Source organism: Parabacteroides vesiculifaciens, from assembly GCF_049860805.1.
GTDB lineage: Bacteria > Bacteroidota > Bacteroidia > Bacteroidales > Tannerellaceae > Parabacteroides.
The window spans coordinates 4,391,430-4,402,894 of the sequence record NZ_CP187555.1 but is presented as its reverse complement, the minus strand read 5'-3'; the positions used below and the strand labels follow the sequence as shown (position 1 = coordinate 4,402,894).

Genomic DNA, 11,465 nt, shown 5'->3' with positions numbered 1-11,465 from the left:
AAAATGCTTACAATATGTAATTGACTCCGCGCTCTGTGGGCCGCTGCCCACTACGGAATCGTTGCAAAGGTAAATAGGTTTTCCGAATCAACAAGAAAAAACAGGCATATTTTTCCAAAACATATGGGTTACAGGACAAAACTGCGCCATTTATGCAACATGTTTCCATGTTCAGGGGATAAAAGTTTTGTAACATCTCCCCTCTACCTTTGTCCAAAGAAAAGAGGGGCACAGACTTATATTGGCTCAGTAGAAAATCAGTGGGGATAAGGATTAGGCATGTTACTAAAATATACAACAACCCTTATTGGGGATTTTTTCTATTTGGGATGAAATCCCGGCCGATGCATGTTTGACGTTTTCTTCTTTCAGATCGGAATTCATAAACAACTGCTAAAACGAGCACGGCAGGAAATTGGAAAACAGAGTCCTTCTGTTACCGGAAAGCAAGAAATCCTGACATTGTGAAAAAACTAAACTCCAGGAGAATCGCCTGTAGCAAACGAATGTTGCCACAGGCCTGAATATCGCAAAAGAAATTTGCCCCTTTACCGACACGACGACCGTCTTCATCGCCACGACGACCGTCTTCGTTACCATGACGACCGTCTTCGTGGTGCATAGCCCCGGCAACTCACGGCGATGGCGACCGTCTTCGTGGTGAAAAACTGCGCACTTCATGGCAGAAAACCCTTTTTCCCCGATGAAGAACCGGAATCTGCAGCCATTAAAAAAGAATGTGCCTTGTTGTTAACAAAACAATATTATACAATAACCACCTTCCCTTTTTTCAATCCCTTATTGCAATATCTTTCAGAAAGCCATTAGCCCAAATCGAATAAACAATGCTTAGCAAAAGTTTTTTAACAACACTGTACACCAGCTGTAACAGTTTTGTAACATTCCCACTCTACCTTTGTCCGAAGAAAAGAGAAACACACACTTATATTACTTATTTTGAAGACGCGAAGAAATCACCAGGACCTTATTCCTAACTTTTATACGGCAATCCTCTTTCAGCGGAAAGAAACGGGTTGCCGTATATTTTTCCCTAAACAATTCCGCAATACTTATAAATACTTTAAAAACCGGAACAATACAGATTTACCTCTTGTTTTGAGGAGACAAAACTAAAGTAGTAATCATTTAAAAACGTAATGGTATGAAAGATTTATTAATTGGTATGGTAGTCGGAGTTGTCACAGGTTATGTACTCCGCAAGATGGAAGATGATGGTAAATTCCGCTGCCTTCACGCAAACCTGCACAACCTTGCTTCAAAAGCAAAAGAAGAAGCTATGAGTCTGAAAGATGCAGGCCTGGACAAAATAGAATCTGTTGCCGACCGCGTTCATCAGGTTGCAGAGCAGGAAAAGAGTAAAAAATAGAAATACCGATGGCTATTTGGACGGAGGTATGTCAAAATCCCCTTGATCCCGCACTTGACACGGGAACGGGGCAGTTTGGCACACCTCCCTTTTTTATCAGAGTTTATCCTTCAAATACTTTCCCGTATAGGAAACCTCGCACATCGCCACCTCTTCCGGCGTTCCGGTACAGACCAGATTTCCTCCGGCACTTCCTCCTTCGGGACCAAGATCGACCAGATAATCGGCACATTTGATCACATCCATGTTATGCTCGATAATGACAACCGTATGGCCTTTATCGATCAAGGCATTGAAGGCTTTCAACAAGGTCTTGATGTCATGGAAGTGCAGACCGGTCGTCGGCTCGTCGAAAACGAAAAGCGTCGGTTCCTGCTTCTCCTGACCGAGATAGTAGGCAAGTTTCACACGCTGGTTTTCACCGCCGGACAAAGTAGATGAAGTCTGTCCGAGTTTGATGTAGCCCAACCCGACATCCTGGAGGGGTTTCAGCTTTTTTACAATCTTCTTTTCCTGCGAACCCGGATATTGTTCGAAAAACTCGATCGCCTGGTTCACGGTCATTTCCAACATATCGTAAATGCTCGCACCGTGATATTCGACATCGAGTACATCCTGTTTGAAACGCTTGCCGTGGCAGGTTTCGCATTCGAGGGTGATATCGGCCATAAACTGCATTTCGACCGTGATCTTTCCTTCTCCCTTGCATTCTTCACATCGTCCGCCTTCCTTATTAAAGGAGAAATAGGCTGCCGAATAGCCCATCTGTTTAGCAAGAGGCTGTTCGCCATAGAGTTTACGGATTTCGTCGTAGGCGCCGATATAGGTCACCGGGTTGGAGCGGGAACTCTTACCGATGGAATTCTGGTCGACAAACTCGATCCCTTTGATCATGTGCATATCACCTTCCAGGCCGGAACAGTCTACCATCAGGCGGGCGGCATCATCTAAATAATGCTTGACTCCTTCGTAGAAGATATCACGCACAAGCGAGCTTTTACCCGAACCGCTGACACCTGTTACGACGGTCATTACATTCAGGGGAAACTTCACATCGATACCTTTCAGATTGTTCTTACGGGCGCCTTTCACCTCGATATAATTATTCCAGGGACGACGATAAAGAGGCACTTCTATCTGATCCTCGCCAGTCAAATACCGGACGGTATAGCTGTTACTACTGGTTTTCAAGTCGTTAACATCGCCCTGATAGACCACTTCTCCCCCCAGGCGGCCGGCTTTCGGGCCGATATCGATAATGTAATCGGCTGCACGGATAATCTCTTCGTCATGTTCCACCACGACAACCGTATTGCCTAATGCCTGCAATTGCCGGAGGACCTTGATCAGCAGATCGGTATCACGCGAATGGAGCCCGATACTCGGTTCATCCAATATATAAAGGGAACCGACCAAGCTGCTACCCAAAGAGGTCGCCAGATTGATACGCTGGCTTTCACCACCGGAAAGGGAGGCGGACAAGCGGTCGAGCGTCAGGTAGCCCAACCCCACATCCAACAGGAATTGCAGGCGGTTGGTGATCTCCGTCAGCAAACGTTTGGCGATGGAGGCCTCGTTCTCGTCGAGTTGAAGGTTATCGAAAAAGGCTTTTGCTTCCGTGATCGGAAGAGCGACCAATTCCGCGATATCTTTCCCTCCCACCTTTACATAAAGTGCTTCGGGGCGCAGGCGCGAACCCCGGCAGGTCGGACAAACGGTCTTCCCGCGATAACGTGCCAGCATCACACGGTACTGTATCTTATAAAGGTTCTCTTCTACAAACTTAAAGAAGTCATCGATGCCATGCAGTCCGCGTGCACCGTGCCAAAGCAGGTCTTTCTCCTTCCCAGTCAGATCGTAATAAGGACGGTGGATCGGGAAGTTATATTTCTCGCTCTTCACGATAAACTCTTTCAGCCACTCTCCCATCACCTCGCCTTTCCAGCAGACAACCGCCCCCTGGAAAACGGACAGGCTCTTATCCGGCACGACCAGATTTTCATCGATACCGAGCACCTTCCCGAAACCTTCGCAAGTCGGACAGGCGCCTAACGGGTTGTTGAAGCTGAACATCATGTCGGTCGGCTGGTCAAACACCATACCATCGGCCTCAAACTTTTTGGAATATTCTTTTACAACCGTTCCTTCGGGTACATAAATACGGATAATACAGGTATCATGTCCCTCGAAGAAAGCAGTTTCGGCAGAGTCGGCAAGACGGCTTTTCAATGTCTTATCATCAGATACGACCAGACGGTCAATCAGCAGTTCGATCACGGGGGAAGAAAGCAGCGCGTCATCCGCCAGCACTTCACCGATACGATAAACGGTCTCGTTGATGGACAAACGGGTGTAACCTTCCTTTTGCAGGATTTCCAACTGCTCCTTTATGCCACGCCCATCCGGCAGGACGACTGGGGCGTATACGGCAAAACGGGTTCCGGCGGGATAAGCCAGGACTTCTTTCACGATATCGCTTACCTGGTGTTTCTTCACTTCCGTACCGGAGACGGGAGAGATCGTTTTCCCGATACGGGCATACAGGAGGCGAAGGTATTCGTATATCTCCGTAGAAGTTCCCACCGTCGAACGCGGGTTGCGGGTGTTCACCTTTTGTTCGATGGCGATGGCAGGGGGAATGCCTTTGATATAGTCGCACTCCGGCTTGCTCATACGTCCCAGGAATTGGCGGGCATAGGCAGACAGGCTCTCCACATAGCGGCGTTGCCCTTCCGCATACAACGTATCGAATGCCAACGATGATTTTCCACTACCGGAAAGGCCGGTTATAACGACCAGTTTATCTCTGGGGATCTCGACATCGATATTTTTCAGGTTATTGATTCGAGCTCCCTTGATGAATATAGAATTGTTTTCGGACATACTTATTTCCTTCATTTACCAAATTGCAAAGGTAAAAAAGTAATGCTGTTTTGCCAAGTAAACAGCTGGCATTCACATTCGGAAACAATCAATTCACACATTCTATACAAACGGGACCGATCAGACCGGATTTCTGCAAACTGTCGGTCGGTTTCCAGCTGTTGCAAGGCGTCCAGGTTTTCCGTTCGGACTCCGGTAAACGGCTGTCGCCGATCAAGCGGTTCATCCAGGTGGTAACGACTTCTATTTCGACTTTATTCTTTCCTTTTTGAACCAAATCCGTGACATTTACCCGGTAGGGAGCTGTCCAAACACCCCCGGCATACCGGCCGTTGATCTTTACTTTTGCCATGACACCGACATCGTTCAGATTCAGATACAATTGGCCTTCCGGTTTCTTTTTCAACTTAAATTCCGTCTCGTACCAAATCGTACCTGAATAATAGCGGATATCAGGATTTTCGTTCTTACTGATATCTTCCAGGCGGGCAAAGGTTTGAACAGCCGGTCCTCTTCTCTTTTCCTCAAAAGAGACTTTCCAAGAAGCATCTAAGCGAACAAGCGTCTGCGGAGCCGGATAGTTCAGTTGCAACCCCGTTCCCTCCGCTTTCGCGGCCGGCCGGCGGAACACGACAAAAGCACTTTCATGAGGATGTAACATCAAAGGGACCACCGTTCCCGCAGCCGTCTCTTTATAGGCCGGTAGCATACGGGTACGACCGGTTGTCGCATCCCACAACTCCGGTTGCCTTGAACGGACACGAAACTCCGGACTGACCTCGATCGTCTCTTCCTTCTGGTTGGAGATAAAATAGATCTCGGCATCTCCGGCAGAACGGTGTCCGTAGAGGACCGGAGCGTCCGCCGGCAGCCCGCAGTCAGGTACACAGCCTATATGCTTCAAGGCTTCTTCCATTGTCATACCAAACAGTAATTCCCCCTTTCCTCTTTTGGCAGCCTTCACGTTCCGCCCGTCCAGGCCGGACCATAATACGTCTGCCAACTTCTTAACCTGCCCGTCAGCCGTTTGGAAAGATTCGCCACTCGGCGAACGTTTCGGGGCAGGTCCTAAGACAACTGCACCGTCTTCGATCAGTTTCCCGATCTTGGCAAGCAGTTCGGGACGCATGGTCTCGAGCTTCGGAAGTACCAATATCCGGTATTGCGTACCGTGAGGCAACGTCAGCAAGCCGTCTTTGACAAAGAGGTCGCGCTCTATCACCTCGGCATTGATATAATCGAACTGGTAACCTTTCGGCAGTTCCGGTTCAACGATACCTGTCATCTTAGGGGCATCTTCGCCGATAAAATACGCAACATCGGCAATATTCAGCCCTTGTTGCAACATATAATTGACACGTTTCAAATAGGATGTAAACAAATCCATCTGAGGATACCAGGTGTTCAGCCGGTTGAACTCGCTGCTGAACCAGGCGTTCATCCCCGGTTCCCGTTCTTCCGAAGGTTGCGAAATATAGACGTGCAACAACGTATTATTGATTCCTTCCGTAAAGAAACGGTCGCCACGTTGTTTCATCATGGCGGGATAGCAACTGAAAGGCGTCCCGCCGCTGGTGAACGATTCGGCCGAAATCTTCTGCTTTCCGTATATATGTCCACAGGAAGAGGCGGCACGATTCTCGATATTCCCCAAATCGCCAAAGCTCCAGAACTCGCCTCCTATCTCGTCCGACTGTCCGCCGTATTGCAGGAACTCGCCGGGAAAGCCCCAGTGCCCGTAGTTTTCCAGCCAGGTCGTCAATCCGTATTTATGGCATACGTCCCGCAAGCCGCCGACATAGTCGTATGCAATCTTATCCGCAATCAGGCGGCGCAGGTCCCAAAAGAAACGGTCGGACTGATCCTCGCTCTTGACCACATATCCTTCATAAACCGGAAGGAATGGTAACGGATCATAGCCGTAACGCGCCTGAAACTCCGATAAGAAACCGTCGGTAAAATTTTGTCCGCCTGTTTCGTAACTGTCTTGCACGACAACTTTCCAACAGGTACGGTCTTCTGCCGGAATACGGCGGTATATTTCGCCCATGAAAGCTTCAAAATGCGCTTCTACATGCTTGCGGCTCATTTTATCTATTTCCAGACCGGTCGCTTCGGGATCGGCAGGGCTGTTTGTTACGCCTGTCGGGAGCATACCGGTACGCAGGACTGTCCACTCTCCTGCCGGAGCTTTCCAGACAAGGCGGTCCCCCTGCAGGAAAGCAGAAATATCCAACACTTGTCCGGGATCGATAACCAGGGAGGGATCGCCAGCTTCCGGTTGTACCGGCCACTGGTATTCATGCCAATAGGGAAGCGGAGTCTGAAACATCTTGGCCAATGTCTTCTCAGGATAACGTTCCACAGCAGGAAGAGAAGAAAACTCCACCTCGGCCAGTCCCGTACCTGGAGCGACGTTTGTCAGTTCCAACCGGAACTCGCTTGCCGTCATTGCCGGGATAGAGATAACGACGGGAGCATACGGTTCAAAGCCGACATTCAGATTCGCATTGAAACGGTCGATCTTAAAATCGGACAGCATCCGGTAAGCCCCGTTCTCTTTTACCAATAAACGGGCATTGGTTTGGATCGGCTGACAAGCGGGGAAGATTTGCAGACTGCGTAAAGTAAACGGTTCGTCCGTCCTGAAATCGATCGCCACCGGCTTTTCACTCTTTTCCGTAAAGAGCATGGCCGTCTCTTTATCTCCATCGATCAGGCTGTTCAAGTTTTGCAAAGGCGTTGCAGATGTCACTTGTGTATTTGCGGCCGACAGCCGGGTTGCTCTCTTCCCGACAGAGGGAAAAGCGATCACCTTTACATCCTGGAAATCTTTATCCGGATTCGCCAAAACCACCTCGACCTGTTTTCCTCCACTGACTTCCGCCTTTACAGATGCCAAATAACGCATCGCCTGTTCCGGTTTCACCCACGGCCCGCCCGACTGACTCCATCCGGGGGAATTAAAAATGCCGATCTCTATTCCTAACTCCGTTGCCGTTTTAAGGGCTGCATGTAGTATTTTCCACCATTCCTCACTGTAAAACGGCACGGTCTTATAAGGCGTATGAATCCCTTCCAACCCGATATTCCCGATAAAAGCCCGGTTGATCCCGGCTTCTTTCATCGAATACAGGTCCTTCTTTACGCCTTCTTCCGAGATATTCCCGGAAATCCAATACCAATAAACGGAAGTTTGCACCTTTTCAGCCGGATTCGCAAAACCGGATTCAAGCGCATTTTTATCCTGGCCACTCCCCGTAAAAGGAGCCAATAGCGAAAGGCAAAGCAATGTTTTAAGCAGAGGTTTTCTCATGGTCTGTTCTTTTAAGATTCCGGCGGTAAAAGTAATAAGATTATCTTTCTTCATCTTCTCTATAATGATTTATCTTTTTTCAAAAATGACAACAACCCATCCTTGCCCACCAATATCCGACAATACACTGATTCCAAACAACATACCGAAAGCACCTGTTTGTTAAAAAATATTACCCTTGCGGGTAATTTGAATCAGATGGGATAGAAAATCGAATTAGACGCAGTAGTAGTTTCGATTTGAACCAATAACTTTTTGAAGAATTTGACAATAAGAGGCATTTACATTTGTTATAAGCTAATAACCATTCAAACAAAATACCAATATGGCACGAAAGAAAATTTCCCCTTCGTTATTACTTCTCGAATATGCCAATGTGCGTATCGGAGTGAAAAAAAAATTGAATAAGGCAAGTACAGCGGAACTTTATCAAGTTGCCGTCAATCATTTTTTGAAATTTACGGGTAATTCCGAATTTCGTATGGAAGACCTGAACCGAACGCTGATTTCTGATTTTGCTGCTTACCTGCAGTGCAAAGGATTAGCAACAAACACGATCAACTCCTATCAGAGCAGTTTACGCGCGATCTATAATGCAGCCTGTTATGATGGCTTGTTGCAACCGGTTGAACATCCCTTTCAGGGGCTCAAACTCAAACGCGAATCCACCGTCAAGCGTGCCATATCTGTCACGCTTATTCAACAGTTGGCAAGTTTCAAGACAGATGGTTCGCATGGACAGGAACTGGCGGTAGACCTGTGCCTATTCAGTTTTTTGGCCTGTGGGATGCCTTTTGTCGATATGGCTTACCTGACGACAAGCAACATCCAAAATGGCGAGTTGGTATATAACCGTCGGAAAACAGGTACTCGAATCCGTATGGAAATAAGTACCGGTATGTGGCAAATTATCAATAAATATGCACCTTCGAATAAAGAGGAAAGAAAGTTTCTCTTTCCTATCCTACCGTCAAGTTCGCCAACTCATTCACAATATAAATGTTGTCTGGCACTGCACAACAAGAAATTGAAGGAAATCGGAGATAAACTTTGCCTTCCTGTCCGTTTCACTTCATACGTGATCCGCCATAGCTGGGCATCCACGGCACTACAATCCGGTGTTTCCGTCGCTGTTATCAGCCAAGGATTGGGACACAGTTCGGAAAAAACAACACGTTACTATTTAAGTGAATTGGATGTGTCTGAATTGACGAAAGCCAATCGAATTATTTCTGCCCCTATCAACTGTCTGTTTGGTGGAGGACAGATTAAAACTTCACCTTATTTATGAAATAAGGTAAAGTTTGTAACAATCCTTATTTATGAAATAAGGTAAAGTTTGTAACAATCCTTATTTATGAAATAAGGATCATAGCTTATAACAAACTTGTTATTACGATGTTGAGTTAAATTTCGTTTGAGCTAAGGAGATATTTCCTTATTTTAAAGGCAAAAATAATATAAAAATATATATGAAGGCTTTTTAAAAGAGAAAAAAATAGTCTTCCCATTTCCCTACTGCCTAATTTTTGCACATTATTTACACAAATTAGTATTGATTCTCTATTTTAAGACAAGTTTCCCCTTTCCTTGCCCTCATTTAATATTTTATTACAATTTCTTATTCTTTTACTTTCATAGAAAGAACAAAAAATTGTCAAAATCAAACTTTTTCGAGCAGGAGAAACATTCCAAAATTGCAGTTCTACCTGCTCTTTATGGCTAAAGACAAATGTTGGTATCCTTATTTCATAAATAAGCATACCGCAAAACAAACCGATGACTGAAATGGAAGAAAACTATAACTGCAAAACAATAAAGAGTATGATGAAAAAACTTATCGTCATGATGTTCCTGTTAGTAGTACCCTTGACATTCTACGCACAAGACAGGTTGACCGGACAAAAAGGTTCGGTCGTCGGAATTAAAACCAATATTCCATATTGGGGAGCCATGGCTACTTTCAACGCCGGAGCGGAGTTTCGCCTGGCACGTCACTGGAGTCTGGACATAGAGACCGGGCTTAATCCGTTCGACGGAAAGAAGGAGGACGGCAGCTATGGCAAATCTCTCAAACATTGGCGACTCCATCCGGAGATGCGCTACTGGTTCTGCGAAACGTTTTACAAACATTTCATCGGATTGCACGTCCCATACATATTATATAATGTATCGGACATCAAGCTGCTTGGTACCGAAAACGAACGCCACCAGGGTTGGGGTGCGGGTGTAGGTGTCAGCTACGGGTATTCGTGGCTGCTCTCCAAACACTGGAATCTGGAAGCGACCGTCGGTGTGGGTTACCTCTACCTCGAATCGGAAAAGTACCCCTGTACCAACTGCGGACGCCGCCAGGAGTATGTGAAGAAACACTATTTCGGTCCCACGCAGGCCGCTATCAACCTGATTTATCAATTCTAAACATCGCCGCCTTATGAAAATGAACAAGCATACATGGATTGTGGCAAGTCTGCTGGCGGTAGCCACCTTGCAGGCACAAGAGATTAAAGTAAAAGATAAGATTGTGGAGAAGTCGGACGGTACCCTGCTGATCGGCATGACACTCGACTTCGGAGAAACCAAAGTTCCTTCAGACCGTAGCCTGGTTTGCACACCGGTCATCACGTCAGGCGACAGCATCCGTCCCCTGACGCCGGTCATCCTCTCCGGACGCGACCGGCATATATTATATGAACGGACGGAGCGTACCTATACGACACACGATGAATACGAACTGCGCCGCGAGAAAGGGAAGCCTCAGACTTTCGAATATACCACCCGCACACCGATGGCACCGTGGATGAAGAAGTCGGAAGTCGCCCTCGTCATCGACGAATGCGGTTGCGGCTGGGAGGCATTGCAGAACGACCGTTTACCGCTCTTCCCGATCAACATGGCAGAGCCGGTGGTATTGAAACCGCTGCTCGCCTACCGTACGCCCGAAGCCGAAGCGGTCAAGGCGCGTTCGATCGAAGGCAAGGCGTTCCTCGACTTCCCGGTCAACAAGATTACGATTTATCCCGACTACCGCAACAACCCGCGCGAACTGGCCGCCATCCGTGCCACGATCGAGTCGGTGAAGGACGATCCCTACGCCACTATCACGGAGGTGTGGATCAAAGGTTTCGCCTCCCCCGAAGGAACATACGCCAACAACACCTATCTGGCAGAAAACCGTGCCAAGGCGTTGCGTGACTATGTGAAGAGCCTTTATCGCTTCGAACACGCCACCTTCAGCGTCGACTTCGAGCCGGAAGACTGGGAAGGGCTGGAAAAGCGGCTGGAAGAGATGAACCTGCCCGACAAGGCGGAACTGCTCGCCATCATCCGCAACCCGGAACCGCGCGACATGGACAAGAAGGAACTGAAACTGAAGACGCTGAACGGCGGTACTTCTTACAAGATCTTGCTGCGTGACATCTATCCCGCCTTGCGTCACTCGGACTACGTGGTGAAATACCACATCCGCAACTTCACAGCCGAAGAGGCGAAGTCGCTCATCTACACCGACCCGAAGAAGCTCAGCCTGAACGAAATGTTCATGGTGGCACAGCTTTTCGAAGCCGGCAGCGAGAAGTATAACGAAGTATTCGAAATCGCGGTCCGCATGTTCCCGGACGACCCGGTATCCAACCTGAATGCCGCCAACACCGCCATTCGGACAGGCCAGCTCGACCGTGCGGAAAGTTATCTTGCGAAAGCTGTCGAAGGCGACGAGAAACAGTTGGCGCTTGCCTCCGTCCGGATGCTGCGTGGCGATCTCGACGGTGCGGAAGCGATCCTGAAAAGATTGGAAAACAGCCCGGCAGCAGGCGAAGCCGCCCGTGCGAACCTCGAACAGATCAAGGCGAAGCGCGAAGAATGAGCAACTCTTAAAAA

Annotated in this window: 7 protein-coding genes; 4 read left to right on the top strand and 3 right to left on the bottom strand. The window is 47.8% G+C overall.

Going from position 1 to position 11,465, the window contains the following annotated elements; genetic code table 11:
• Positions 1–393 precede the first annotated feature (393 nt).
• Positions 394–681, bottom strand: a complete 288-nt coding sequence (locus tag ACPYIV_RS17400; protein ID WP_301703753.1) for a hypothetical protein — start codon at positions 679–681, stop codon at positions 394–396.
• Between the two features lie 481 nt (positions 682–1,162).
• Here ACPYIV_RS17400 and ACPYIV_RS17395 point away from each other — a divergent pair, with 481 nt between their 5' ends.
• Positions 1,163–1,387: a hypothetical protein gene (locus tag ACPYIV_RS17395; protein WP_293733908.1), complete on the top strand. Its 225-nt coding sequence runs from the start codon at positions 1,163–1,165 to the stop codon at positions 1,385–1,387.
• 96 nt (positions 1,388–1,483) lie between these two features.
• On the opposite strand, the gene uvrA is transcribed toward ACPYIV_RS17395, so the two are convergent.
• Both uvrA and ACPYIV_RS17385 read right to left on the bottom strand, forming a co-directional pair.
• Positions 1,484–4,270, bottom strand: a complete 2,787-nt coding sequence (gene uvrA, locus ACPYIV_RS17390; RefSeq protein ID WP_301703751.1) for an excinuclease ABC subunit UvrA — start codon at positions 4,268–4,270, stop codon at positions 1,484–1,486.
• A gap of 88 nt (positions 4,271–4,358) precedes the next feature.
• Entirely contained in the window at positions 4,359–7,586 is a 3,228-nt protein-coding gene (locus ACPYIV_RS17385) for a glycosyl hydrolase (protein WP_425884261.1), read from the bottom strand.
• A 325-nt stretch (positions 7,587–7,911) separates the two neighbouring features.
• On the opposite strand from ACPYIV_RS17385, the gene ACPYIV_RS17380 reads away from it, so the two are divergent.
• The 3 genes from ACPYIV_RS17380 to ACPYIV_RS17370 all read left to right on the top strand — a co-directional run bounded on the left by ACPYIV_RS17380 (position 7,912) and on the right by ACPYIV_RS17370 (position 11,451).
• Positions 7,912–8,877: a tyrosine-type recombinase/integrase gene (locus tag ACPYIV_RS17380; protein WP_293740281.1), complete on the top strand. Its 966-nt coding sequence runs from the start codon at positions 7,912–7,914 to the stop codon at positions 8,875–8,877.
• 536 nt (positions 8,878–9,413) lie between these two features.
• Entirely contained in the window at positions 9,414–10,007 is a 594-nt protein-coding gene (locus ACPYIV_RS17375; RefSeq protein WP_293733922.1) for a DUF3575 domain-containing protein, read from the top strand.
• A gap of 13 nt (positions 10,008–10,020) precedes the next feature.
• Positions 10,021–11,451: a DUF3868 domain-containing protein gene (locus ACPYIV_RS17370; RefSeq protein ID WP_293740282.1), complete on the top strand. Its 1,431-nt coding sequence runs from the start codon at positions 10,021–10,023 to the stop codon at positions 11,449–11,451.
• Positions 11,452–11,465: the final 14 nt, after the last annotated feature.